24 protein-coding genes, 2 tRNA genes and 2 pseudogenes are annotated in these 24,296 nt (G+C 64.7%); 15 read left to right on the top strand and 13 right to left on the bottom strand.

Annotation, left to right across the window (positions count from 1 at the left end):
• The first annotated feature begins 166 nt into the window (after positions 1-166).
• Complete coding sequence (locus tag QC826_RS17655; protein ID WP_279761782.1) at positions 167-475, top strand: hypothetical protein; 309 nt, start codon at positions 167-169, stop codon at positions 473-475.
• Here the strand turns inward: QC826_RS17655 and QC826_RS17660 are convergent.
• On the bottom strand, positions 444-641 hold the full coding sequence (locus tag QC826_RS17660; RefSeq protein ID WP_279761783.1) for a DUF3079 domain-containing protein: 198 nt from the start codon (positions 639-641) through the stop codon (positions 444-446). The two genes, QC826_RS17655 and QC826_RS17660, sit on opposite strands and share 32 nt — an antisense overlap.
• A 419-nt stretch (positions 642-1,060) precedes the next feature.
• On the opposite strand from QC826_RS17660, the gene QC826_RS17665 reads away from it, so the two are divergent.
• From QC826_RS17665 to QC826_RS17675, 3 genes are read left to right on the top strand one after another with little or no spacing between them, the layout of a single operon-like run.
• Positions 1,061-1,552, top strand: a complete 492-nt coding sequence (locus tag QC826_RS17665) for an Hcp family type VI secretion system effector (protein ID WP_279761784.1) — start codon at positions 1,061-1,063, stop codon at positions 1,550-1,552.
• A gap of 10 nt (positions 1,553-1,562) precedes the next feature.
• Complete coding sequence (locus tag QC826_RS17670; RefSeq protein ID WP_279761785.1) at positions 1,563-2,024, top strand: penicillin-insensitive murein endopeptidase; 462 nt, start codon at positions 1,563-1,565, stop codon at positions 2,022-2,024.
• 18 nt (positions 2,025-2,042) lie between these two features.
• Positions 2,043-2,426 (top strand): hypothetical protein, encoded by a 384-nt coding sequence (locus tag QC826_RS17675; RefSeq protein WP_279761786.1) that lies wholly within the window; start codon positions 2,043-2,045, stop codon positions 2,424-2,426.
• A 421-nt stretch (positions 2,427-2,847) separates the two neighbouring features.
• Here QC826_RS17675 and QC826_RS17680 read toward each other — a convergent pair.
• Positions 2,848-2,940 (bottom strand) — tRNA-Ser (locus tag QC826_RS17680).
• Between the two features lie 275 nt (positions 2,941-3,215).
• Between QC826_RS17680 and QC826_RS17685 the strand changes: the two genes are divergently transcribed.
• A complete protein-coding gene (locus tag QC826_RS17685) occupies positions 3,216-5,579 on the top strand; it encodes a PAS domain S-box protein (RefSeq protein ID WP_279761787.1) in 2,364 nt (787 codons plus the stop codon).
• 114 nt (positions 5,580-5,693) lie between these two features.
• Here the strand turns inward: QC826_RS17685 and QC826_RS17690 are convergent, their stop codons facing one another.
• The 8 genes and pseudogenes from QC826_RS17690 to cysS form a co-directional block, all read right to left on the bottom strand.
• Positions 5,694-6,968, bottom strand: coding sequence for a type II toxin-antitoxin system HipA family toxin (locus QC826_RS17690; protein ID WP_279761788.1), 1,275 nt, complete (start codon positions 6,966-6,968; stop codon positions 5,694-5,696).
• Entirely contained in the window at positions 6,943-7,317 is a 375-nt protein-coding gene (locus tag QC826_RS17695) for a helix-turn-helix domain-containing protein (protein WP_279761789.1), read from the bottom strand. The genes QC826_RS17690 and QC826_RS17695 overlap by 26 nt, the downstream gene beginning before the upstream one ends.
• A gap of 418 nt (positions 7,318-7,735) precedes the next feature.
• Positions 7,736-7,828: transfer RNA gene (locus tag QC826_RS17700), tRNA-Ser, on the bottom strand.
• A gap of 125 nt (positions 7,829-7,953) precedes the next feature.
• A complete protein-coding gene (locus QC826_RS17705; protein ID WP_279761790.1) occupies positions 7,954-9,201 on the bottom strand; it encodes an aspartate kinase in 1,248 nt (415 codons plus the stop codon).
• Between the two features lie 141 nt (positions 9,202-9,342).
• Positions 9,343-10,737, bottom strand: a pseudogene (tilS, locus tag QC826_RS17710) (tRNA lysidine(34) synthetase TilS).
• Between the two features lie 191 nt (positions 10,738-10,928).
• On the bottom strand, positions 10,929-11,903 hold the full coding sequence (locus QC826_RS17715; RefSeq protein ID WP_279761791.1) for an acetyl-CoA carboxylase carboxyltransferase subunit alpha: 975 nt from the start codon (positions 11,901-11,903) through the stop codon (positions 10,929-10,931).
• A 78-nt stretch (positions 11,904-11,981) separates the two neighbouring features.
• Positions 11,982-12,644, bottom strand: coding sequence for a DNA-3-methyladenine glycosylase family protein (locus tag QC826_RS17720; RefSeq protein WP_093388691.1), 663 nt, complete (start codon positions 12,642-12,644; stop codon positions 11,982-11,984).
• Positions 12,644-14,035 (bottom strand): cysteine--tRNA ligase, encoded by a 1,392-nt coding sequence (gene cysS, locus QC826_RS17725; protein WP_279761792.1) that lies wholly within the window; start codon positions 14,033-14,035, stop codon positions 12,644-12,646. The genes QC826_RS17720 and cysS overlap by 1 nt, the downstream gene beginning before the upstream one ends.
• A 272-nt stretch (positions 14,036-14,307) precedes the next feature.
• On the opposite strand from cysS, the gene QC826_RS17730 reads away from it, so the two are divergent.
• From QC826_RS17730 to QC826_RS17745, 4 genes are all read left to right on the top strand, one after another.
• Positions 14,308-14,943: a peptidylprolyl isomerase gene (locus QC826_RS17730; protein ID WP_093388652.1), complete on the top strand. Its 636-nt coding sequence runs from the start codon at positions 14,308-14,310 to the stop codon at positions 14,941-14,943.
• A gap of 75 nt (positions 14,944-15,018) precedes the next feature.
• Positions 15,019-15,513, top strand: a complete 495-nt coding sequence (locus tag QC826_RS17735) for a peptidylprolyl isomerase (RefSeq protein ID WP_093388651.1) — start codon at positions 15,019-15,021, stop codon at positions 15,511-15,513.
• A 103-nt stretch (positions 15,514-15,616) separates the two neighbouring features.
• Positions 15,617-16,381 carry a UDP-2,3-diacylglucosamine diphosphatase gene (locus QC826_RS17740; protein WP_409567664.1) on the top strand — a complete coding sequence of 255 codons (765 nt, stop codon included), beginning with the start codon at positions 15,617-15,619 and terminating at the stop codon, positions 16,379-16,381.
• Positions 16,382-16,564: 183 nt separating this feature from the next.
• Positions 16,565-17,299 carry a substrate-binding periplasmic protein gene (locus QC826_RS17745; protein ID WP_093388649.1) on the top strand — a complete coding sequence of 245 codons (735 nt, stop codon included), beginning with the start codon at positions 16,565-16,567 and terminating at the stop codon, positions 17,297-17,299.
• Positions 17,300-17,317: 18 nt separating this feature from the next.
• Here QC826_RS17745 and QC826_RS17750 read toward each other — a convergent pair whose 3' ends face one another.
• Together QC826_RS17750 and QC826_RS17755 are read right to left on the bottom strand one after the other, a co-directional pair.
• Positions 17,318-18,070: a hypothetical protein gene (locus QC826_RS17750; RefSeq protein WP_093388648.1), complete on the bottom strand. Its 753-nt coding sequence runs from the start codon at positions 18,068-18,070 to the stop codon at positions 17,318-17,320.
• A 2-nt stretch (positions 18,071-18,072) separates the two neighbouring features.
• Positions 18,073-18,759: a DUF1439 domain-containing protein gene (locus tag QC826_RS17755; protein WP_279761793.1), complete on the bottom strand. Its 687-nt coding sequence runs from the start codon at positions 18,757-18,759 to the stop codon at positions 18,073-18,075.
• Between the two features lie 212 nt (positions 18,760-18,971).
• Here QC826_RS17755 and QC826_RS17760 point away from each other — a divergent pair, with 212 nt between their 5' ends.
• From QC826_RS17760 to QC826_RS17785, 6 genes are all read left to right on the top strand, one after another.
• Entirely contained in the window at positions 18,972-19,364 is a 393-nt protein-coding gene (locus tag QC826_RS17760) for a GntR family transcriptional regulator (protein ID WP_093388647.1), read from the top strand.
• Positions 19,361-20,218 (top strand): ABC transporter ATP-binding protein, encoded by an 858-nt coding sequence (locus QC826_RS17765; RefSeq protein WP_279761794.1) that lies wholly within the window; start codon positions 19,361-19,363, stop codon positions 20,216-20,218. Before QC826_RS17760 ends, QC826_RS17765 begins: the two co-directional genes overlap by 4 nt.
• On the top strand, positions 20,215-21,171 hold the full coding sequence (locus QC826_RS17770) for a hypothetical protein (protein ID WP_279761795.1): 957 nt from the start codon (positions 20,215-20,217) through the stop codon (positions 21,169-21,171). Before QC826_RS17765 ends, QC826_RS17770 begins: the two co-directional genes overlap by 4 nt.
• An 89-nt stretch (positions 21,172-21,260) precedes the next feature.
• Positions 21,261-21,653 carry an alpha/beta fold hydrolase gene (locus QC826_RS17775; protein ID WP_279761796.1) on the top strand — a complete coding sequence of 131 codons (393 nt, stop codon included), beginning with the start codon at positions 21,261-21,263 and terminating at the stop codon, positions 21,651-21,653.
• The gene (locus QC826_RS17780) at positions 21,650-22,363 is read left to right on the top strand and encodes an alpha/beta fold hydrolase (RefSeq protein WP_279761797.1); all 714 of its coding nucleotides are present in this window, start codon (positions 21,650-21,652) and stop codon (positions 22,361-22,363) included. Before QC826_RS17775 ends, QC826_RS17780 begins: the two co-directional genes overlap by 4 nt.
• Before the next feature lie 126 nt (positions 22,364-22,489).
• Positions 22,490-23,548, top strand: coding sequence for a glycosyltransferase family 9 protein (locus QC826_RS17785; protein ID WP_279761798.1), 1,059 nt, complete (start codon positions 22,490-22,492; stop codon positions 23,546-23,548).
• A gap of 55 nt (positions 23,549-23,603) precedes the next feature.
• Here QC826_RS17785 and QC826_RS17790 read toward each other — a convergent pair.
• Positions 23,604-24,282: pseudogene (locus tag QC826_RS17790) on the bottom strand (YceH family protein).
• Positions 24,283-24,296 lie beyond the last annotated feature (14 nt).

Here is a 24,296-nt window from a genome sequence, read left to right on the forward strand (position 1 = left end):
CGTGCCGCGGCGCTAAGCCCGGCACAACTGTGAAGAATTATATTCGATGAAGGCGGTGCGACGTAACTATCTTGTCGAATCGCCACGGGCGTGGCCTGTTTAAGCGCTCACAAAGACGGTGGGAACGGCGCTTGACAAGCGGCGCCGGCAGGCCGACGATGGACGAATGGGCACCTCACCCGACAAAGACTACATCGACGCCAAGTCGCAGGCTGTTTCGGCCTCGGTCTCCGGCGAGATCAAGGCGTTTCGCGCCGAGGTGAATGCGCGCTTGGCCGAGGTGAACTGGCGCTTTGGCTTGACCCTGTCGCTATCCGTCCCGACCTTCATGCTACGCCATATCGCGGAGAAAGCCGGCGCAGCGGCACCAGCACCGGCACCCGCCGTCATCGCGCCCCAAACGACGCCACCGGCGGCGCCCGCCAAAGCCGCGCCGAACGGCCTTAGCCGTCCTTCGGCTTGGCCGGCCCGCTGACGCCGTCCAGGCCCCACTCGGCCCAGTCGTCGCCGAACAGCTCGACCGGATGTTGCGTCCGGTCCGAGCCGTTGCCGCAGGCGAGGGAACCGACCGGGCAATACTTGTCGCAGCCCCAGCAGATGCGCTCGGGGTTCTTGGGGTGGATGGGGAATATCTTGGCCATGGCCTTGCCGCTCCGGGAAACTCAGGCTGTTGGCGGGGCCGGAATGCACGCGGCCGCCACACTTGCCTGGACAGGATGATTTTAATCCCATCGGCAATAAGATTCAAATTAAATATATCTTTAACCGATGCTGGGCTTCCGTCGATGGAAAATGGCCGAACCGCGTCACCTGGGCCGGCGCTGCCAGTTCAAGCGGGCCACGACGGCACCGCGCAGCAGTTGCTGGACGGCGTTCGGCAGGAGGCTTGGTGGTGGTGTGAGTCCCTCTCCAGTAGCCGCCTGACACTCAACTTGATTAGAGTCCGCAACCAGCACACAAAACGCCCCGGCAGCCAGTTAGCTTGAGCGGCCCCAACGCCCTCCCCCGTGGGACGCGCAACAATGCCCTTGGCATTTCGCCAACCACCTCAGGAGATATCATGGCAATCGACGTGTACCTACAAATCGACGGCATCAAAGGCGAATCCGCCGACTCTACGCACTCGGGCTGGATCGAGCTCACATCTGCCCAATGGGGCGTGAGACAGCCGAAAAGCGCTACCGCATCGACCGGCGGCGGCCACACGGCGGAGCGATGCGAGCATCAAAGCATCTCAATCACCAAACTCGCGGACCTGTCCTCACCAGTTCTAATGCAGACATGTTCCGCCGGCCGAACGATTCCGAAGGCTCGGCTCGAATTCATGCGAGCCGATGGCCAAGGCGAGCGCGTAAAGTATTACGAGGTCGAACTGGAAAACGTACTGATCGGCAATATCAGCCAAGTGGTGCACGAAGGTGACGTCTTGCACGATTCCATTGGATTGAAATTTTCAAAGGTGAAGTGGAAATACAGTCAGCAGAAGATCGCCGGCGGCGCCGGCGGCAACACTTCTGGCGGCTGGGATCTTTCGACCAACCGAATCGCATAAGGGGCTCGCCATGCTCGAAGTCCAACCCAAGGATTCACGCGGCTACTTCATTCTTCCCCAGGCTCCCGAGGACGCCGGCTACTACGTCTACGGCACACCAGGTGGCGGCGCCGCCCAGTATGCCCATCCCCGAATGCTAACCCTGATTTTCGCAGTCGAGCGGGAATGGGAGGCAATTGACGACCGTAAATTCGGCGTAGGAAACATCAGTATGGCCAACGGCGTCAAGTTCGATCACGCGTCCCATTTGTCAGGGCTGGAGGTAGACATTCGCCCGTTGCGCAAAGATGGGCGTCAAGTTCCAGTCACTTATCTTGACGACGAATATGACCTCGACGCGACCGAGACGCTGATAAACCTCTTTCGCGCCAACGCGCCAGGCAGCTTGACGATTTTTTTCAACGACAACCGGATAGTCGCCGCAACTCGTCTCAAGAAGCACGACAATCACTTCCACGTCCAGTTCAACTAGATTACCTAAGGAGCAAGCATGAAACAGCCCTTTGCACTTCTTGTCGCGGCAGCCACACTATCTTTTTCGGCTTATGCAAGCGCCGAAAAGCCGTGGGACGGCACGTACACAGCATACAAGGGGCACTACATTCTCTATTCGAACGACCTGGACGAAAAGCAAGCTCCTACCCGAGATGATAGGAAAATTGCGTTGATGGTTGAAGGGCCGATGGCGAAGGAGATGTTCGAATCCATTGGTCCTGACCTAAAGGCTGCCTGCGGCGCATCGGCTCGCCTAAGGATCAGGGAAAAGGGCGACGTGGAATGCACCTATGATAAGGAAACTCCGTCGTCGCCCTACACCTGCCGCTTTGGTCTCAACCTACGTACAGGCAAGAGCATTCCTGGCTCGACTTGTTGACTCCACACGGCCAAATCCGGGCAATGAAATTCGGATCACGATATTTTTGTCCGCTTCGGTCAAGGAATGAACATCCGCATAGATTGCACACCATGCAACACTTGCCGATTTGAGGTGATCGATATCGGTATCGCCACCGCCGAGCAGCGACCGCAACCGTCTCAGCAATGTTCGCCTGTGGAATTTCCCGAGCGCCAACAGTCCCCATGGAAAGAACTAAACCGCCACATCGCCGCTAAGTTACACGAGGCGCGGGCTAAGCCGGAACGTGTACCCTCCCGTGCAACCAAAAATGCGATACTCAGCGAGACACCGGGGAACGTGAAGAGACGCCAGAATACAAAAAACCCGCGCCTCGAGTGAAAGGAGCGGGTTTTTGTGGACTTGCTGAGACCCTGCTGGGCCTCCTGGTACTCAATTCTGGCGGAGACGGTGGGATTCGAACCCACGATACAGGTATAAGCCGTATGCATCCTTAGCAGGGATGTGCCTTCGGCCACTCGGCCACGTCTCCTAGCTGATCACTCAACTATGTCCACCTCGCCAAACAGCGCGGTAGCAGACGAGCGCAATCATATAGGCCGGATGCGAATTGGTCAAGAAAGCCGACAGCATTCACTGCGGAAATTGAAAAAGCACCGAAGCGGCCGCTCGAATCCGCCCCGCCGAGTGGCTATCACACGATACGACAACATTGACACGTGCGCCACCGAAGCCTAAATTCATCCTTCTAGGGTTAGCTCCCCCCTCGCGAGCAATCGCAACACCGGCTTCCCCAGAGGGAATGGCATGGAAACAGACCTCGATCAACTTGTCCTGAACAATGCTCCGGGGGGGGTGATCGTGACCACGCCGGACCACATCGTGGCGCGCTGGACCAAGGGGGCGGAACGTATCTTCGGCTACAACAGCGACGCCGCCCTCGGCTGCGATGTGCGCAGCTTGATCGCCCTCCCCGGCCAGGCCGAGGAAGACAGTAAAATCGACCACCAGCTGGCTGAAAGCGGCACCTGCGACTATGAAATGCTGCGCCGAAGGAGTGACGGCGGATTGATCTATGTCGACGGCTCCAGCGCGGCCATCCTCGACGCCGACGGCCGCATGACGCATATCGTCTCCAACACCAAGGATGTGACGCAGCGCAAGGCGGCGCGCGACGCGCAATTGATGGACGTGAAGTTCCGCAGCGTGTTCGAATCTACGCCCGACAGCATCATCGTCACCAATCCCACCGGCACCATCGTGCTGGCCAACGCCCAGGCCGAACGGCTGTTCGGCTACGAGCCGCGCGAGCTGGACGGCAAACGCATCGAGATCCTGCTGCCGGAACGCTTCCAGCACGCCCACGTCGGCCACCGCTCGCACTACTTCGACCTGCCGCGCCCGCGCACCATGGGGGCCGGCCTGGAACTGCACGGCAGGCGCAAGGACCATGCCGAGTTCCCGGTCGAGATCAGCCTGTCGCCGATCCAAACCGAGGCCGGCGCCTTTGTCATCAGCGCGATCCGCGATGTCGGCGAACGCAAGAAGGCCGAACAGAAATTCCGCGGCCTGCTCGAGTCGGCGCCCGATGCGATCGTGATCGTCAACCAGACCGGCGAGATCGTGCTGGTCAACTCGCAGACCGAGATGCTGTTCGGCCACCCGCGCGCCGAACTGTTGGGCAAAAAAATCGAGGTGTTGATTCCGGCCCGCTTCCACGCCAAGCACCCGCATTTCCGCGGCGGCTTCTTCGACCAGCCGCGGCCGCGCGCGATGGGTGCCGGCCTGGAACTGTACGGCCTGCGCCGGGACGGCTCCGAGTTTCCCGTCGAAATCAGCCTGTCGCCATTGGAAACCGAGGACGGCGTGCTGGTCTCGTCGGCCATCCGCGACATCACCGACCGCAAGCGGATCGAGAGCGCCCTCAACGAGCAAAAGCTCGAGCTCGAGCGGCGCCAGTACGAACTGGAACGGGCCAACCAGGCCAAGGACCGTTTCCTCACCAGCATGTCGCACGAGCTGCGCACGCCGCTCAACGCCATCCTCGGCTTCTCGCAGCTGCTGGCCAACGAGGCGCTGCCCTCGAGCGTCGAGCAGAAACGCGGTTTCGTGCACAACATCGTCTCGGCCGGACGGCATCTGCTGGCCCTGATCGACGAGATCCTGGACCTGGCCAAGATCGAATCGGGCAACATGAGCCTGTCGCTGGAACCGGTGCGCTTGACGCTGCTGCTGGCCGACGTGGTGAACATGGTCAAGGAGCAGGCCGAGCGGCGCGGCATCCGCATGCTGTACCCGGAAGCGACGGCGGTGACGGTGCGCGCCGACCACACCCGGCTCAAGCAGATCATCCTGAACCTGCTGTCGAACGCCATCAAATACAACCGCAAGGGGGGCGCCGTGGTGCTCAGCGTCGCGCGCGGCGCGGCCGGCCGCCTGCGTATTTCGGTGCAGGACACCGGCGAAGGCCTGAGCCCGGAACAAATCGAGGCGCTGTTCCAGCCGTTCAACCGCCTCGGCCAGGAGGCCGGCACCGAGGAAGGCACCGGCATCGGCCTGGTGGTGACCAAGCGCCTGGTCGAGCTGATGGGCGGCACGCTGGGCGTCGCCAGCACCCAGGGAACCGGCTGCGTGTTTTGGATCGAACTGGACATTGCGGGACAGGAAGCGAGCGCCGCCGGGTCGAACGCCGTCGCCAAGCCGGTGCTGGTGCCGTTGGGCTCGAGGCGCGGCGGGCCAACGACGATACTGTACATCGAAGACAACCCGGCCAGCCTGAGCCTGGTCGAGCAGATCGTCGGCTTCCGCTCCGGCCTCGAGTTGCTGTCGGCGACCAATGCCCGCGACGGCATCGCGCTGGCGCTGAGTCGACAACCGCAAGTGATCCTGATGGACATCAACCTGCCCGGCATGAGCGGCAAGGAGGCCAAAAAGATCTTGGGCGCGGACGAGCGGACGGCGCACATCCCGGTGATCGCCCTGACCGCCAACGCCATGCACAGCGACGTCAAGCACGGCCTGGCTGCCGGCTTCTTCCGCTACCTGACCAAACCGATCGACGCCGACCTGCTGCTGGAGACGATCAACGAAGCGATCTCGGCCGATCGGGCCGCGCCGGCGCCGGGGGCGGACAAGCCCGGGGCGGACGCGGCACCGGCGGCCGATGCGTAGCGGTAGACAGTGCGGGGACAAAAAACCGCCAACGCCGGTCTTTAAGAACCGCAGCGTAGCGGTTCCGACACTGTTTGCGCGTGCAGCATGGTCCCCTCGATGGCGGCGCGCCGGCTACGCTTGAATCACGGCCTCCATGCGCTGTATTTCAAGACTAGATAATCCATGAAGCTGAGCCTCGTCGCGCCAGCCAGCAAGTACGCCGCGCACCTCGTCCACGATGGCTCTGGCGCGCACGGCGCTCACACGGTACATGTCGGCACAGCTGACTGCCGCGGGCAGGCTGGGCTGTGCGTTGTGTCCATCGAGGGTCAAGGCGTGGCAAGCCTTGCCTGGATTGGGATTCATATCGTAGGCGGGAGCGAGGCGCCAGCCGGTGGTTTCCCGGATGAAGCCATGGTTGCGCAGGTGGTCGTCCCGATTGCCGATCAATACGTTGAAGACCACGCGCCGGAACAACTGCTCCAGGTCGGCAGCGATGTGATTCCGTGCCCCCTGGTCCTCGATAAACTCAACCAGGTCCAGATAGCTGCCGCCTGGCTGGCCGTCCCTTCGCTCCAACAGCGTCATCGCGGAAGCAAACATCCTGCGGCTGTCGCCGGCACGGTCGAAGCGCTTGACGCAAAACGTGCGGTAGCGATCGCCCAACAGTTCAATGCGCGCTTCGGACACGAAAATACCCGCCTTGGCGGCAAGTATATGGGCCACGAACTCCCATGCTCCAACGTCATACCGGTCATCGCCGGCAGGGAATTTCGCGAACCACAACTGGCCATCGTTACCGGTGAAGTTCGCCTTGGGCCGTGCGCCACCCAAGGAACTCCCGGGCGCGATCAACATGGCCAGCCATTTTTCGTATTCGGGCAATTGTTCGACACCGGGCTCTTCGATGCGACGGCTGATGTCGGCCAGCTCGCCAAGACTCGTGACCGGAGGCGCGGCGCACGTTTGATTGTCCAGGAACGGGCCGTCGGCGCCCTTCCTAAAACGCAAGGCGCCCATGCGCGTCAAGTCGTGGACTCCCAGCAAGAAGTCCACTTCATGGAGCTGGCGCAACTTGCGCCCTTCCCGTTCGGCCATTGCGGCTTCGCGGCGCTCGAGCAAGACCCGCCCCCAGCGATCCGGCGCGGAATCCATGAACACGCCGAAGGCCGGCATGTCGACCTCAGGATGTTGCTCGCCCGCCCACAGTTCCAGCCGAGGGTCGAGCATGAAACTATTTCCGCTTTTTAGCCAGTCGCTGTCGTAGGCGAAGCTCGCTGGCAAATCCAAGCGCCTCGTGTCCCGGTACATTATGCCAACGCGTGCCTCCACGCCTAGGTCGGCGGCCCAGAGATAGACATCGTACGCGTCGCGCGTTTCGCTATTCGGTCTCTTGGAAGCCATCATCTTCCTCATTTCTGTCCACTTTGGCTGCCTTGCCGCCCATTGCGCCCCTCGGCTTTCTGGCGACCGGCATTTTCAGATCCTGCAACTTGCGGCCGAGTTCGTCGTCTTGCGCCATTTTATCAAGATCCTTTTCGATGCCAAGGACGCGCAACGCCCGGGCATAGGTACCCATGGCGATACTGGGATCGCCTTTTTCGAGGCGATTGAGCGTATCGCGCGACACGTTCATCCGTTCGGCGAACAGAAGAGTGCTAATGCTGCGGCGCAGACGGGCCTCCCGCAAGCGCTGACCGAGCGCGACCATCTGTTTCTCGACGGCAGGGAAAGGACGTGGCGATGATGTTTTCATGTCAGATATATTGGACAATATAGCGTAGCTTGTCAAATATACCGGACATACTAGCTCTGGCCTCCGCAGGGCGCACATAAAAAAAACCCGCCGAGGCGGGTTTTTAAAATACTGGCGGAGACGGTGGGATTCGCCTACCTGCCGCAGGCCGCCCAAGCGCGTGCACGCGCTTGTCTTCGCCTCCCACCCATGATGCCCGCAGGGGCATCATTCGTCTCCGCAAGGCAGGAATGAAAAAACCCGCCGAGGCGGGTTTTTAAAATACTGGCGGAGACGGTGGGATTCGCCTACCTGCCGCAGGCCGCCCAAGCGCGTGCACGCGCTTGTCTTCGCCTCCCACCCATGATGCCCGCAGGGGCATCATTCGTCTCCGCAAGGCAGGAATGAAAAAACCCGCCGAGGCGGGTTTTTAAAATACTGGCGGAGACGGTGGGATTCGAACCCACGATACAGGTATAAGCCGTATGCATCCTTAGCAGGGATGTGCCTTCGGCCACTCGGCCACGTCTCCTAGCTGATCACTCAACTATGTCCACCTTGCAATAAATCGCTGCAGCAGACGACCGTCATAGTATAGACCGGATACGGATTGGTCAAGGAACCGGACGGCTTTTTTGAAACTTTTTACGCCCTTCTTTACGCTTTTTCCAGCTCGAAAGCCTTGTGCAGCGCGCGCACGGCCAACTCCATGTATTTCTCGTCGATCAGCACGGAAATTTTGATTTCCGAGGTCGAGATCATCATGATGTTGATGCCCTCTTCCGACAAGGTGCGGAACATCTGCGAGGCGACGCCGACGTGGCTGCGCATGCCCACGCCGACCACCGACAGCTTCGACACCTTGGCGTCGCCGGTGATGCTGGCGGCGCCCAGTTCGGCCTTGGTGCCGTTCAACACGTCCATCGCCTGCGCGTAGTCGTTGCGCGACACGGTGAAGGTGAAGTCGGTCTTGCCGTCGACCGACTGGTTCTGGATGATCATGTCGACTTCGATGTTGGCCTCGGCCACCGGGCCGAGGATGTGGTAGGCCACGCCCGGGCGGTCTGGCACGCCCAGCACGGTGATTTTGGCCTCGTCGCGGTTGAACGCGATACCGGAGATGACTGCTTGTTCCATGTGTTTATCTTCCTCAAACGAAATCAGGGTGCCCGAGTTGGCTTCGATCTCCAGATCGAGCATCGGGTCGGTCAGCGACGACAGGACGCGGGTCGGCACGCGGTAGTTGCCGGCGAATTCCACCGAGCGGGTTTGCAGCACTTTCGAGCCCAGCGAGGCCAGCTCCAGCATCTCCTCGAAGGTGATGGCCTTCAGGCGGCGCGCCTCGGAGACCACCCGCGGGTCGGTGGTGTAGACGCCGTCGACGTCGGTGAAGATCAGGCATTCGGAAGCCTTCATCGCGGCGGCGATGGCCACGGCGGAGGTGTCGGAACCGCCCCGGCCCAGGGTCGAGATGTTGCCGTTCTCGTCGACGCCCTGGAAGCCGGTGATGATGACGATCTTGCCGGCGTCGAGGTCGCGCCGCACCTTCTCGTCGTCGATCGACTGGATGCGCGCCTTGGTGAAGGCGGAATCGGTTTTAATCGCGACTTGCCAGCCGGCGTAGGACACCGCTTGTTTGCCGATCGCCAGCAGGGCCATCGACAGCAGGCCGACCGAGACCTGCTCGCCGGTCGAGGCGATCATGTCGAGCTCGCGCGGATCCGGCTGCTCCTGGATCTGCTTGGCCAGACCGATCAGGCGGTTGGTCTCGCCCGACATGGCCGACGGCACCACGACAATTTGATGTCCCGCGTCATGCCACTTGGCGACACGCTGCGCAACGTTCTTGATGCGATCCGTCGAACCCATCGACGTACCGCCGTATTTATGCACGATTAAAGCCATAACAGTGAGTATTCCGCTCAATTAGGTGTAAAAGGAACCCTTAACTCTACATGCTGCACTGCATAATAACAAGTCAAAAAAGTCATAAACTCATACAGTCTCGGCATATGCTCATACCCGATTTGTGCGGAATGAAATTGTCTAGACAGCCTGCCAGCGCAGGCGGTATCGCGTTTCGCCCTCGCTCACCAGGTGGTGGCAATCCATGCCGACGCCGGCGGCGAACAGCAGTTGTTTGCGGGCCCAGACCACGGGGAGACGGGTTCTTTCCCACGCGGGAATATTGCAAGCTTGATAGTGGTATTTCAGCCCACGGGTCGAGCGGTTTTGTGCCAGCTTGAGCCGTTCGCCGCCCTGGCGGAAGTCGATCACCAGCTCCTGGCCGCGCAGCCAGTCGGCCGCCAGGCCTCTTCGGCCGGATCAAAATACAACACCCCGCCATAGGCCGGGAAGGCCAGCTCGGCCTCGCCGTTCCAGCGGAAGGCCTGGCCGTCCTTGATGTCGGACTCGTCGACGCGGGTGCCCTCCAGCTCGGCCAGCTTGGGTGTCAGGTAGAGGCGGTCGCGGTGGCGCCGCACATGGCAGTCGGGATGGGTGACCAGCAGCTGGGCGTCGTAGCGCGCCTCGACCAGCTGGGTCAGCATCTCGGCCAGCCAGGCGGTGGTGGGCATGCGCAGGCCGCGCGTGGCGAACCAGTGGCGCAACAGGTTGCAGGCGCGGTCCGTGCTCATGGCGCGCAGCTTGGCGACGTCGAGGCAGTCGCCGTCCAGGCAGGCGGCCAGGTCGCTGCTCGGCCAGTTCGGTGAGCAGGCGCTGGGCCGACTGGGCGTGCTGGGCGCTGCGCGCGAAGCGCTCCTGGAAACCGGGGAAGGCCGCCGCCAGCGCCGGCATCACCTGGTGGCGCAAGGCGTTGCGGGCGAAGCGCGGGTCGTGGTTGGACTCGTCGTCGACGTGGGCGATCTGCCGCGCCGCCACGTATTCGGCCAGTTGCCGGCGCGAGGCGGACAGCAGCGGACGCGCCATCACCAGCGCCGGATTGGCCAGCAGCTCGGGCGCGGCGTTGGCGGCGTCCATGCCGGACAGGCCGGCCGGGCCGGAGCCGCGCAGCAGCTGCAGCAACACCGTCTCGGCCTGGTCGTCCTGGTGGTGGGCGGTCAGCAGCAGGGTCACGCCGTGCGCCGCGCACAGGGCGCCCAGCGCGGCGTAGCGGCTCTTGCGGGCGGCCGCCTCGGTGCCGCTCTTGCGCGGCGCGTCCAGCACGACGCGGCGCGCCTCGAAGCGCACGCCCAGCGCGGCGCAGGCCTGCTCGCAGTGGGCCAGCCAGGCGTCGGCGTTGGGGCTCAGGCCGTGGTGGACGTGGAAGGCGTACAGCTCGACGCCGTTGGCGCCGGCGTAGGCCTGCGCCAGGTGCAGCAGGGCCGAGGAGTCGAGGCCGCCGCTCAGGGCGATGGCCAGACGGCCGCCGGCGCCCTGCCCGGCCGCCGCCAGCGCCTCGGCGAAGTTGGACGCCAGGCTGGGGATTTGTTGCTTCTTCAATTGCTGCTCCGATAAAAAAACCGGGAACGGAGCGAGGCGGATGGCCCCGGTCGGTTCCCGGTTTTGGTGGGCGCAGATGTGCCGGCTGGGTCCCGGGCCGAAACCAGGGTCAGACCCTAGGGTCTGACCCTCTTTTCAACGTCCAGGGCTTTGGCCGGCGCCGCCGGCGCCTCGATTTTCTTGTCGCCGGATTACTCCTGCGGCGTGGTTTCCTTGAACTTGCCGTAGCTCATCAGCTTCTCGTGGCGCGCTTCCAGCAGGCCCTTGGTCTTCATGCCGTGGAACTGGCGCAGCGAGTCGGCCAGGGCGCGCTTGAGCAGCGTGGCCATCTGTTTCGGGTCGCGGTGGGCGCCGCCCAGCGGCTCGCTGACGATCTTGTCGATCAGGCCCATCGCCTTCAGGCGGTGCGCGGTCAGGCCCAGCGCCTCGGCGGCGTCGGAGGCGCGCTCCGAGGTCTTCCACAGGATCGAGGCGCAGCCCTCGGGCGAGATCACCGAGTAGGTCGAGTATTGCAGCATCAGCACGGCGTCGCCCACGGCGATCGCCAGCGCGCCGCCGGAGCCGCCCTCGCCGATGATGGTGGCGATCAGCGGCACCTTCAGTTCGGCCATCACGTACAGGTTGTGGCCGATCGCTTCGGACTGGCCGCGCTCCTCGGCGTCGATGCCGGGGAAGGCGCCGGGCGTGTCGACGAAGGTGAACACCGGGATGCCGAATTTTTCGGCCAGCTTCATCAGGCGCATCGCCTTGCGGTAGCCCTCCGGCTTCGGCATGCCGAAGTTGCGCAGCGCGCGCTCCTTGGTGTCGCGGCCCTTCTGGTGGCCGATGACCATGCAGGCCTGGCCGTTGAAACGGGCCAGACCGCCCACCACCGACAGGTCGTCGGCGTAGCTGCGGTCGCCGTGCAGCTCGTGGAAGTCGGTGAATATCTCGTTGACGTAGTCCATCGTGTATGGCCGCTGCGGGTGGCGCGCGATCTGCGCGACCTGCCACGGCGTCAGCTTGGCGTAGATGTCTTTGGTCAGTTGCTGGCTCTTCTTGGCCAGGCGGTCGATCTCCTCGGAGATGTCGACGGCCGAATCGTCTTGCACGAAACGCAGCTCTTCGATCTTGGAATCGAGTTCCGCGATCGGTTGCTCAAAATTGAGGAAAGTCGTTTTAGTCATTGTACCTCCGTATTTGTTCTCGGCCGTCCCCGCCCCGCCCTGGGGACGGCGCGACGCGGGGCGGCGATTAAGTTTGCGCTATTCTACCGGAAGCGGGTCCAGACTCCGCCATAAGTACCAGGTGGCGACGGTGCGCCAGGGTTCCCAGTTGGCCGAGACTTCGCGCGCATCGCTGCGCGAGACCGGCTCGCCGGAGAAGTAATTGACGCTGATGCCCTGGATCAGGCCGGGGTCGTCGAGCGGCAGCACGTTCGGCCGGAGCAGATTAAATATCAAAAACATCTCCGCTGTCCAGCGTCCGATGCCGCGGATTTGCACCAGTTCGGCGATGACGGCTTCGTCGTCCATCTGGTCCCACTGGTTGGCGTGCACCCGCTTGGCCTTGAAATGCTCGGCCAGGTCGATGATGTATTCGGTCTTGCGCTTGGACAGGCCGCAGGCCGAGAGCTGCTCGACGCCGGCCTTGAGCACCTGCGCCGGCGTGCATTTCGGACAGGCCAGCAGCAGCTTGTGCCAGGCGGCGTCGGCCGCCTTGGTGGTCACCTGCTGGCCGACGATGGAACGCGCCAAGGTAGTAAACGGGTCGCCGTGGCCGACCAGGTGCAGGTCGCCAAATTGCGGGATCAGCTTCTTCATGATGCGGTCCCGCTTCATGAGCTCGATCTTGGCCTGTTCCCAGTAGGGTGGCACGGCCACCACCAGCGGGACGGCGGCGCCGTCGCTTACCTTGGAGAGGGCCATCATGCGCGGCGCCAGTTGGTGCTGCCGTCGGGTTTGTCTTCGAGGATGATGCCGGCCGCCAGCAGCTCGGCGCGGATGGCGTCGGACTGGGCGAAGTCGCGCGCCTGCTTGGCCGCCGCGCGGCGCGCGATGGCCTCGACGATGGCGCCGTCGGCGCTGCTGTCGGCGTCGCCGACGGCGGCCTGGCGGAACTGCTGCGGCGTGCGGGCCAGCAGGCCGATCACGCCGGCCAGGCCCTTCAGCTGGCGCGCCACGGCCGGCGACTTCGATTTGTTGAGCTCGCTGACCAGGTCGAACAGCGCGGCCAGCGCCACCGGGGTGTTGAAGTCGTCGTTCATCGCCTCGGCGAAGCGCACGGCGTGCGCCTCGTTCCAGTCGAGCGGCAGGCCGTCGCCCTCGACGCCGTCGAGCGCCGTGTAGAGCCGGGTCAGGGCGACGCGGGCGTCGTCGAGGTGGGCGTCGGAGTAGTTCAGCGGGCTGCGGTAGTGGGCGCGCAGGATGAAGAAGCGCACCACCTCGGCGTCGTATTTCTTCAGCACGTCGCGGATGGTGAAGAAGTTGCCCAAGGACTTGGACATCTTCTCGTTGTCGACCCGCACGAAGCCGTTGTGCAGCCAGTAGTTGACCATGCTGTGGCCGAAGGCGCCCTCGGACTGGGCGATCTCGTTCTCGTGGTGCGGGAACTGCAGGTCGGCGCCGCCGCCGTGGATGTCGAACTGCTCGCCGAGCAGCGCGCAGGCCATCGCCGAGCACTCGATGTGCCAGCCCGGCCGGCCCTTGCCCCACTTGGAGTCCCACTTGACCTCTTCCGGCTCGGACTCCTTGGACGACTTCCACAGCACGAAGTCGAGCGGGTCGCGCTTGCCGGTGTTGACGTCGACGCGCTCGCCGGCGCGCAGGTCGTCGAGCGACTTGCCGGACAGGCGGCCGTAGTTGGCGAAGTTGCGCACGGCGTAGTTGACGTCGCCGTCGCTGCCCTGGTAGGCCAGCTCGCGCTGCTCCAGGGTGTCGATCAGCGCCAGCATCTGCGGCACGTATTCGGTGGCGCGCGGCGTGTGGGTGGGCGCCAGGATGCCCAGCGCGCCGGTGTCCTCGTCCATGTATTGCGTGAAGCGGGCGGTCAGCTGCGAGATGGTCTCGCCGTTCTCCACCGCGCGCTTGATGATCTTGTCGTCGATGTCGGTGATGTTGCGCACATAGGTGACGTCGTAGCCGGAGGCCCGCAGCCAGCGGTAGACCACGTCGAAGGCCATCATCATGCGGGCGTGGCCGATATGGCAGTAGTCGTAGATGGTCATGCCGCACACATACATGCGGACCTTGCCCTCTTCGATCGGTACGAAAACCTGCTTGTCACGCGCCAGCGTGTTGTAAATCTTTAAATTGCTCATCGGACTCTTGCGTATTTTTCGGGCCGCCAGCCAGGCAATACGAGGACCGGGCGCAGACACCCTGGGGATGCCGCGCCTGGACTTGTTCGTGTGCGCCGTGGAAACTGACAGACCCTCGGGTATCTAGTTCTTCTTTGTTAGAATGAAACTTCTCGGACAAGTATAGCATTGATAAAATCCGCACTGGCCCGATATAGCTTAGGATTTTTTGAACGGCAAACGAATCTTCACTTGTTCGCCGCTGCCCCACCTACCTCGCCAAGGAAGCAATAATGCACCAAACCGCGCCGCGCCGCCTGTCCTTTCTGACCAAATTCTTCAGCCTGTTCGCCGGCGCCACCCTGTCCGGCGCCGTGCTGGCGGCGGCCGCCGCCGCCCCGGCGGCCACGGCCACGCCGCAGGTCACGCTGAAAACCAGCATGGGCGAGATCGTCCTCGAACTCGACCAGGCCAAGGCGCCCAAGACGGTCGACAACTTCCTGCAGTACGTCAAGAGCGGCCACTACAAGGGCACCATCTTCCACCGCGTCATCGACGGCTTCATGATCCAGGGCGGCGGCTTCGACGAGAAGCTCAAGCAGAAGCCGACCCGCCCGCCCGTCAAGAACGAGGCGCAGAACGGCCTGCCCAACGCGCCCTACAGCATCGCCATGGCGCGCACCGGCGACCCGCACTCGGCCACCGCGCAGTTCTTCATCAACGTGGCCGACAACGAGATGCTCAACTACCCGGGCCGCGACGGCTTCGGCTACACCGTGTTCGGCAAGGTCATCAAGGGCCAGGAGGTGGTCGACAAGATCAAGGGCACCCTGGTCGACGACAAGGGCATGTTCCAAAACCTGCCGGTGACGCCGGTGGTGATCCAGTCGGCGACGATTTTGAAGACGCCGATCCAGCCGAAACTGTAAAATAGCGCCTTGGCTGCGGCCGCGCCGCGCGCGCGGCCCGCGTTTGACCATCGAACAACACATTCTAGGACTATTATGACCACCGTTATCATCACCACCAACATGGGCAAGTTCACCGCCGTTCTGGACGCGGAAAAAGCGCCGAAAACGGTTGAGAACTTCCTCTCGTACATGAACGCCGGCCACTACGCCAACACCATCTTCCACCGCGTGATGGGCGACTTCATGATCCAGGGCGGCGGTTTCGCCCCGGGCATGAAACAGAAATCGGCCGACACCACGGTTGAAAACGAAGCCAAGAACGGCCTGAAAAACGACACCTACACGCTGGCCATGGCACGTACCTCGGACCCGCATTCGGCCTCGGCGCAGTTCTTCATCAACGTGAAAAACAACAGCTTCCTCGACTACCCTGGCCAGGACGGCTGGGGCTACGCCGTGTTCGGCAAAGTCACCGAAGGCACCGAAGTGGTCGACGCGATCCGCAAGGTCAAGACCGGCCGCAGCGGCATGCACTCGGACGTGCCGGTGGAAGACGTGGTCATCGAATCGATCGAACTGGCAGCGTAATTCAGCGCCAGTAGGCAGCCGCGCGCCCGCCAACGCGGGCGCGCGGCTTTTTTATCCGCTCGCCGTTTTCCACAGCGGCCGGGTATTGTTGAAGGAATCAGGAATGACAATGCCTGACAAGCGCGTCGCCGCGCTGTTCATCTCCGACCTGCATCTGCAAGCGTCGCACCCGCACACCACCGAGGCCTTCTTCCGCTTTCTGCAGCAGCAGGCGGTGCACGCCCGCGCGCTGTATCTGCTCGGCGACCTGTTCGAATACTGGGCCGGCGACGACGACGTCGACGAGCCCTACCACCAGGCCATCGTCGCCGCGCTGCGCCGCGTCGGCGCGGCCGGCGTCAAGCTGTATTGGATCGCCGGCAACCGCGACTTCCTGGTCGGCGCGCCCTTCGCCGCCGCCGCCGGACTGACGCTGCTGCCCGAGATCCACGTCGTCGAGATCGGCGGCCTGCGCGTCGCGCTGCTGCACGGCGACGCCCAGTGCACCGAGGACGTCAACTACATGGCCTTCCGCGCCCAGGTGCGCCAGCCGGCCTGGCAGGCGCAGTTCCTGGCCATGCCGCTGGCGCAGCGCAAGGCGATCATCGCCGGCATGCGCGAGAACAGCCGCAAGGACCAGGGCAACAAGAGCGACGAGATCATGGACGTGGCGCCGCAGGCGATCGCCGAGGTGTTCGCGCGGACCGGCACCGACGTCATGATCCACGGCCACACGCACCGCCCCGCGCTGCACCGGGTCGGCGCCACGCGCCGCTACGTGCTGCCGGACTGGGAGCCGGACGCCACGCCGCCGCGCGGCGGCTGGATCGCCATCGACGAGACGGGCGCGGTCAGCCGCCACGACCTGGACGGCGCCATCGTCGACTAGGCTGTCGGCCGCGCTCTCGGCTACGCGCCCCACCGCCCGCCCGGGCAGCAGGCACCCGGCCGGCGTGGCCCACCCCAGGCGGGCCGGATTGCAACAGCGGCGGCGCGGCGCCGTGACAAGGCCCCGTGCGCTGCCTATAATCGTCAGCAATAGCGGCCTGCTCCGCGTCCTGATCGCCTTTTGATGAGATACACCGCCGCTCTTGCCACCGCCTGCCTGCTGGGCGCCTCCTGCGCCGTGGCGGCACCGACGCTGACGGTGGCCTGGCGCGACAAGCCGCCCTACTACTACCTCGACCACGGGGTGGCAAAAGGCTTCATGCTGCAGCGCGCCAAGGAGGTCTTCGCGCTGGCCGGCGTGCCGGCGCGTTTCGTGCAGGAGCCGCAGAAGCGCATCTGGATCAACTTCGCACACGGCACGCCGAACTACTGCTCAATCGCTTGGTACCGCCTGCCCGAGCGCGAGGCGGTGGCGCAATTCAGCCAGCCCCTGATGACCGATCCGCCGCAAGGCGTGTTGATCGCGCCGCGGGCGCTGGCCCGGGTGCGGACCCACGCCACCCTGGCCAGCCTGCTGGCCGATCCGCAGTTGACGCTGGGCGTGGTCGACGGCGTCTCCTACGGTCCCGAGCTCGACGCGCTGATCGCCCGCAGCGCCAACCAGATCATGCGGCGCACCGTCACCACCGTCAACATGATGCGCATGATCGCCGCCGGCCGCGCCGACTACATGCTGGTCGACCGCGAGGATTGGAAGTACGCCAGCGCCCACGCGGCGGAGCTCAACGCGGCGGTGCGGCGCGACTACGCCGACGCGCCGCCAGGCCTGAAGCGCTACCTGGTGTGCAGCCGCGACGTGCCGGCCGAGGTGATGAACAAACTCAACCAGGCCATCGCCGCCACCGCCGAGCGGCACTAACCAGTCGCGGAGGCGGCGTCAGCCGCGGATCTGGCCGAACGCCGCGTCGAGGCGGCGCAGCAGCTCCTGGTTGATGTCGCGCGTGTGGCGGTTCCAGCGCTCGATGGTGGGCAGCAGCTCGGTGCGCAGCCGCGCGGCCAGCGTCTGCTCGCCATTGGCCACCGCCCAAATCACGCACTCGGCGCGCGCGGCGAAGCTGCCGAAGCGCGCCACGGCGAACTCGAATTCGGCCTTCGCCTCGGCCTGGCGGCCGGCGCCGGCCAGTGCCTGGGCCAGCAGCAGCGAGACCTGCTCGGCGCGGAAGTTGGCGTCGGCCTGGCGGATCTGCTGCAGGTGGGCCACCGCCGCGCCGCTGCGGGCGCAGGCGAAGTTGGCGCGCGCCGCGCCGAAGCGGATCTCCAGATCGCCGGCGAACGGCCCCTGCAGGCCCGCCTCGTAGGTATTGGCTGCCTCGGCGGCGTCGCCCGCCTGCAACTGGGCGGCGGCCAGGCGCATCTGGTTTTGCGCGGTCGGCGTGTAGTCGAAGGCGGCGCGCGCCTCGCGCAGCTCGCGGCTCGGGTCCAAGGTCTTGACGGCCACCTTGGCCACCTTGCGCGCGCCGTGCTGCCAGCCGGAGCCCGGCAGGTAGATGGCGAAGAAGTACACCACGCTGCCCAGCAGCGGGAAGGAGAACAGGATCAGCAGCCAAAACAGCTGCTGTCCGTTGCGGATCGCGTGGATGGCGAAAAACAGCGCCACCAGTACGTGCAATCCAATGCCGAAAATCGCCATGCCTACTCCAATAGTCTAGTCAATGAGGCCGATTGTAGAAGCTGCGCGACGGCGCGGCAAGCGCGCGGCCGCCATGGTAAGCGCGGCTTAAGATTCCGGCGCCGGCTCAGGGTGCCGGGGCCAAGGTGGCGACCAGCGCGCCGGGCTTGGTGGCGATGCCGGTCAATTCGAACTGCACGCCGGCGTAGCGCAGGTTCGTCGGGGCGGAAACGGTGGATCGGCATGTCCTTGATGACCTTGTCGCTGAGCAGATTGGCGACGCTGGCCAGCTGGTTCTGCCGCCCCTCGTCCATGCCGTCGAAGGCGAAACGGTCGACATGCGCGTCGCTCAGGTAGATGGCGTTGTGCGCCCGGTCCACCTGCAACCGGCCGGAGATGGCCATGCTGCCGCGCCAGGACTGGCGGCCCAGCAGCGGCACCACGCTGGCGTCGAGTTCGAGGGCGACACGGTCGTTGGCATCGAGCACGCGCAGGCGCGGATGGCTCAGCTCCACCTCCAACACGGCCAGCACGCGCTGGCGCAGCGGGAAGCGCTTGTCCAGCCCCTGCTGCATGCGGTCGAGCGGCAGCTCGACCTGGCGCGGCCCGATCAAGGTCGAACAGCTGGCCAACAGCGTGCTGGCCGCCACGGCCATCGCGACCAGGCCGAGGCGTCGGCGCCGCAGCGTGAAGTTGGCGATATCGTTCATGTGCTTCCTTGTTGGTTTTCCAGGCGCGGGAGAGCGCAGAGTTTACTCGATTTCCGCCGCGACGGCCGGGCACGTCCGGCCCACGCTGCCAAAAAAACACTTGATTTTGTCAACATCGGTGTTATAGTTCACTACAACACCACTTCGTTATATCACCAAGGGGGATACATGAATGTCCGAATCATCAACACAGCAGCCAGGGAGCAGCGACCATGACCATGGGCTGGAATGACAATGCGCCGATCTACCGCCAGCTCAAGGAGCGGGTGATCGGCATGATGCTCGACGGCTTGCTCAAGCCGGGCGACGCGCTACCGTCGGTGCGCCAGGTGGCGGCCGACTTCCAGCTCAACCCGATCACCGTATCGCGGGCCTACCAGGAGCTGGTCGACGAAAATTTAGTGGAAAAACGGAGGGGATTGGGTATGTATATGACTGACGGCGCCGGCGACAAGCTGCTGGCCACGGAACGCGAGCGCTTCCTGCGCGAGGAGTGGCCGGCCATGATAGAACGCATCCGCCGCCTCGGCCTGGACCTGCAACAGCTGCTGCAGGCGGCCCAGCCGGGCCAGCCGGGCCTGCCGACTGCGGGAGGTGCGGCATGAACGCCATCGTCTCCGCCAGCAATCTGAGCAAGCGCTACGGCAAGGCGCTGGCGCTCGACCAGACCAGCTTCGAGATCCAGTCCGGCCGCATCGTCGGCCTGATCGGCCCCAACGGCTCGGGCAAGACCACCACGCTCAAGGCCATGCTGGGCCTGACCCAGTTCGACGGCCAGATGAGCGTGCTGGGGCTGGACCCGCGCACCCAGCGCGACGAGTTGATGCGCGACGTCTGCTTCATCGCCGACGTGGCCATTTTGCCGCGCTGGCTGAAGGTCAAGGACGCGGTCGACTTCGTCGCCGGCGTGCACCCGCGCTTCGACCGGGAAAAGGCCGAGCGCTACATCGCCCACACCAAGCTGGCACCGAACATGAAGGTCAAGGCCATGTCCAAGGGCATGGTGGTGCAGCTGCACCTGGCGCTGGTGATGGCCATCGACGCCCGCCTGCTGGTGCTCGACGAGCCGACGCTGGGCCTCGACATCCTGTACCGCAAGCAGTTCTACCAGAACCTGCTGGAGGACTATTTCGACGAGGGCAAGACCATCCTCATCACCACCCACCAGATCGAGGAGGTCGAGCACATCCTGACCGACCTGCTGTTCATCCGCGACGGCAAGATCACCCTGTCGGCCTCGATGGACGAGATCGGCGAGCGCTTCACCGAGGTGATGGTCGAGCCGCCCTACGCCGTCGCCGCCACCGCGCTGCAGCCGCTCAGCCAGCGCACCGTGTTCGGCAAGTCCGTGATGCTGTTCGACGGCGTGGCGCGCAGCCAGCTGGCCGTCTTCGGCGAAACCCGCACCCCCAGCGTCGCCGACCTGTTCGTCGCGACCATGAAAGGAAGCTACGCATGAAAACGATGACATGGTTGATCAAGCGCGAACTGTGGGAACACAAGGGCATGCTGTTGTGGGCGCCGGCCATCGTCGGCGGGCTGATCACCGCCTTCACCGCGCTGGTGCTGTTGTATGGCAGCAGCGGCAGCATCGACATCAACGGCGAGTCGATCACGCTCGGCATGATCGACGCCACGCCGGCGATGCGCGCCAAGATCCTCGACGTGCTGGCGCACGGCTACATCGCCACCGCCGCGCCGGTGCTGCTGATGCTCGGCTTCCTGGTGTTCTTCTACTGCCTCGGCGCGCTGTACGACGAGCGGCGCGACCGCAGCCTGCTGTTCTGGAAGTCGCTGCCGGTGTCGGACCGCACGACGGTGCTGTCCAAGCTGCTGCTGGCGCTCGGCGTGGCGCCGCTGGTGGTGACCGTGGTCGGCGCGCTGGCCGCGCTGGCGGTGCTGCTGATGATCTGCACGGCGGCCGCCTTCAAGGGACTCAACCTGTTCGGCCCGCTGCTGATGTCGCCGGCCTTCTATTTGGCGCCGCTGCAGCTGCTGGCCCTGTTGCCGGTGTACGCGCTGTGGGCGCTGCCGACGGTGGCCTGGCTGCTGCTGGTGTCGAGCTGGGCGCGCTCCAAGGTGTTCCTGTGGGCGGTCGGCGCGCCTTTGCTGGCGATGATGCTGGTCAAGTGGGCCAAGCACGCCTTCCACCTGGATTGGAATATCGACTGGTTGATCCAGCAGGTGGTGAGCCGCATGCTGTTGGGCGTGGCGCCGGGTTCCTGGCTGGCGGTCGAGCATGTCGACCCCGCCCTGCTGCTGGCCGCCGACGGCCACCGCGCCGACCTGGGCAACATCCTCGGCCAATCCTGGGGTACGCTGGCGCACGCCAACGTGTGGATCGGCGTCGCCGCCGGCGTGGCGATGATCGCCGGCGCCATCTGGCTGCGCCGCCGCCGCGAGGAGGGCTGATAGCGGCGGGCGTCCGGCCGCCAGGCCGGCGCCCGCCCCACCCCTGCTGCACAATGCCACACCGTCCGCCACTTCTCGCAAGGAATAGCATGAGCGCACTCCCCGTCTTCCCCGTCTTCCCCGCCCTCCTCGCCGCCGCGCTGCTGCTGGCGGCCGCCAACGGCGGCGCACAAACGCCGGCCGCCGCGCCGGCCACGCTGGATGCGCGCACGCCGCCCTTGCGTTGCGGCGCCGTGCCGCAGGCCGTCAACGAGGCCGGCTACGTGGCCATCGGCGGCATCGCGCAATGGGTCACCATCAAGGGCGCCAGCTGCGCCAACCCGGTGATCCTGGTGGTCCACGGCGGCCCGGGCAATCCGCTCAGCCCGTATGCCGACGCCATCTACGGCGCTTGGCAGAAGGATTACACGCTGGTGCAGTGGGACCAGCGCGGCGCCGGCAAAACCTATGGCAGGAACCGACCGGCCGATGGCTGCCCTTGACGGCGGCGCAGCTGCGCGACGACGGCGTGGAGTTGGCCGCCTTCCTCACCGGCCACCTGGGCCAGCGCAAGCTGATCCTGATGGGCGGCTCCTGGGGTTCCTACCTGGCCGTGAGCATGGCCAAGGCCAGGCCCGAGCTGTTCCACGCCTATCTCGGCGCGGCGCAGCTGGTCAACTCGACGGAGAACATGCGCACCAGCCGGGAGGCCCTGCTGGCCCTGGCGCGCGGCGCCGGCGACAGCGCCGGCGTGGCCAAGCTGGAGGCGCTGGGCGCGCCGCCGTGGCGCGATCCGCGCAGCTTCGGCGTGCTGCGGCGCATCGACCGCAAGTACGAGGCGCTGGCCACCGACCCGGCGCCGGCGGCCTGGTGGAAGCGCGCCGACGAGTATCTGACGGCGCAGCAGCTGATCGACGACGAGGCCGGCGAGGACTACTCCTACCTGCAATTCGTCGGCCGCAACGGCGACGGCATGTTCGCCCTGGTCGACCTGCCTGCGCTCGGCGCCGACTTCGCCCTGCCGGTCTTCATCGTCCACGGCGCCGAGGACTTGTTGACCACGCCGGCCGTGGCGAAGCGCTACTTCGACAGCATCCGCGCGCCGCAGAAGGAGTTCGTGCTGCTGCCGCGTGGCGGCCACGATCCCAACCAGGCCCTGCTCGACGCCCAGTGGAAGCTGCTCAACGAACGCGTCCGTCCGCTGCTCAAATGAGCGGCCGGCGGCCCACTAGGCGCCGCCGGCACGCTTACTTTTAAGCAAGTTCCGCTATATCCATTACAATGGTGCATTATTCGCGGCCGGTAATCGGCGGCCGCCACCGCACCATTGAGCGCCACTATGTCCTTCCTCAAGAAACACCTGCTGCACCTCCTGTTCGACAAGTCGGGGAAAGTTCCCTTCGATCCGAGCAAGATCAAGAAAATGCTCATCCTGCGCAACGACCGCATCGGCGACATGATCGTCTCGACGCCCCTGCTGCGCGAGCTCAAGGCGGCCTACCCCGCGCTGCAGATCGACGTCGCCGCCAGCAGCGTCAACGAGACGGTGATCCGCGCCTGCCCGCACGTGAGCAACATTCTGATCTGGGACTGGGGCAGCGGACTCGACACGTTGAAGATCGTGCTCGGCATACGGCGCCAGCGCTACGACGTCATCTTCAGCACCACCAACGCCTTCTCGATTCCCTGGCTGACCCGGCTCAAGCTGCTCGGCGCCAAGCACCTGATCGGCTTCAACATCAACAAGTACGGCACCGGCACGCAGCAGCTCGGCATGTACGACTACACGGTCGACTGCAACCGCGACCGCCACATCCTGGAGAGCTATTTTTCCGCGCTGAAGAATTTCGACCTGAAGCAGGTCAACCCGCGCTACGAGCTGTTCGGCGTCGAGCAACTGCCGGCCGGGCCGCGCGACTTCATCGCCGAGCTGAAGCGGCGCCACAAGGGCATCGTCTGCTTCAACTACCAGGGCAGCATGGCCAACCGCACCATCAGCAGCGACGACGCGGTGGCGCTGTGCCGCGCGCTGGCCGACAAGTACCGCGACCATGCCCTGCTGGTGATCCATCCGCCGGGCGACCGGGCGCGCGCCGAGGGCATCGTCGCCGCCGTGCAGCGCGACAACGTCCAACTGTCCTTCGCCACCGCCAGCATCCTCGAGCTGGCGGCGCTGATCGAGCAGTGCGAGCTGGTCATTTCGCCGGACACGGCGGTGATCCACCTGGCCTCGGCCTACAACAAGAAGGTGCTGGGCTTCTACATCAACACCGACAACCACCGCTGGTTCTATCCGATGTGCGACCACTTCCGCATCGTGCTGTCGAAGACCGAGCACATCGGCGCCATCGACCAGCAGGCCAGCCTGCACGCCTTCGACGAGCTAATGGCCTGCTGAGCGGCGGCGGCAAACGGGCGGGCGCCGGTGCGACGCGCCGTCCCGCAACTGCGGCTTACTCGAACTGCTGGCGGAAGGCCTGCAACTGCTCGCGCAGCTCGTCGACGTCGCGGCGCAGCAGCGCCACCTCGTGCTCCAGCTGGCCGACGCGGCCGCCGTGCTGCGGCGCCGACACCGAACCGGCGAAGCCGGCCGCCGTCTCCTCGCGCGCCAGGTGCCTCCTCGCCACCGAGCAGCTGGCCGTAGCGCGGCTCCTTGGTGCCGGGCGCCAGGGCCAGGCGGGCCACCAGCGGCGGGTATTTGTCGATCAGGAATTGCAGGCCCAGCTCGACGTCGCCCACCGTCTTGAACTCGTGCAGGCGGCCGGTGCGGGTGCGGATCTCGCCGGCGGTCTGCAGGCCGCGCAGCATCAACGTGCTGAGGATGGCCAGCTTGTCCTGCTCGAGCGACCACTTGATGCGCATGCGGTGCTCGTACTTGGTGACGCGGGCGCCGGCCTGGGTGATGCCGTTGACGTATTTGCGCTGCATCAGCCGCTGCAGCACCTCGGCCACCGTGTCCTCCGACAGCGACATCACCGGGTCGCGGCTCGACAGCTGGTTGCAGCCGTTGGTGATGGCGTTGAGCGAGAGCGGATAGTTGTCCGGCGTGGTCGCCTCCTTCTCGGCCAGCACGGCGAGCACGCGGATTTCAAACGGGTCCAGTACCGCTGTGCCCTCGGGCGACGATTCCATGTTCATACGCAGAT

It is taken from the genome of Rugamonas sp. DEMB1 (genome assembly GCF_029834475.1).
GTDB classification, from domain to species: domain Bacteria; phylum Pseudomonadota; class Gammaproteobacteria; order Burkholderiales; family Burkholderiaceae_D; genus Rugamonas; species Rugamonas rubra.